The sequence below is a fragment of the Streptomyces sp. ActVer genome (genome assembly GCF_027270795.1).
Classification (GTDB): domain Bacteria; phylum Actinomycetota; class Actinomycetes; order Streptomycetales; family Streptomycetaceae; genus Streptomyces; species Streptomyces umbrinus_A.
In genome coordinates this window covers 1-927 of record NZ_JAPWHT010000957.1, presented here as the reverse complement: position 1 = coordinate 927, position 927 = coordinate 1, and the positions used below count along the sequence as shown (strand labels likewise).

Here is a 927-nt window from a genome sequence, read left to right as displayed (position 1 = left end):
TCATAAGTGCGGCGACGATAGTCATGCCCCGCGCCCACCGGAAGGAGCTGACTGGGTTGAAGGCTCTCAAGGGCATCGGTCGAGATCCCGGTGCCTAATGAGTGAGCTAACTTACATTAATTGCGTTGCGCTCACTGCCCGCTTTCCAGTCGGGAAACCTGTCGTGCCAGCTGCATTAATGAATCGGCCAACGCGCGGGGAGAGGCGGTTTGCGTATTGGGCGCCAGGGTGGTTTTTCTTTTCACCAGTGAGACGGGCAACAGCTGATTGCCCTTCACCGCCTGGCCCTGAGAGAGTTGCAGCAAGCGGTCCACGCTGGTTTGCCCCAGCAGGCGAAAATCCTGTTTGATGGTGGTTAACGGCGGGATATAACATGAGCTGTCTTCGGTATCGTCGTATCCCACTACCGAGATATCCGCACCAACGCGCAGCCCGGACTCGGTAATGGCGCGCATTGCGCCCAGCGCCATCTGATCGTTGGCAACCAGCATCGCAGTGGGAACGATGCCCTCATTCAGCATTTGCATGGTTTGTTGAAAACCGGACATGGCACTCCAGTCGCCTTCCCGTTCCGCTATCGGCTGAATTTGATTGCGAGTGAGATATTTATGCCAGCCAGCCAGACGCAGACGCGCCGAGACAGAACTTAATGGGCCCGCTAACAGCGCGATTTGCTGGTGACCCAATGCGACCAGATGCTCCACGCCCAGTCGCGTACCGTCTTCATGGGAGAAAATAATACTGTTGATGGGTGTCTGGTCAGAGACATCAAGAAATAACGCCGGAACATTAGTGCAGGCAGCTTCCACAGCAATGGCATCCTGGTCATCCAGCGGATAGTTAATGATCAGCCCACTGACGCGTTGCGCGAGAAGATTGTGCACCGCCGCTTTACAGGCTTCGACGCCGCTTCGTTCTACCATCGAC

1 protein-coding gene is annotated in these 927 nt (G+C 56.0%); it reads right to left on the bottom strand.

The features are described from left to right. Positions 1 to 131 precede the first annotated feature (131 nt). Positions 132 to 927 (bottom strand): DNA-binding transcriptional repressor LacI (gene lacI / locus O3Q52_RS53585; RefSeq protein ID WP_269655611.1); only part of this gene is annotated, 796 nt, incomplete at its 5' end.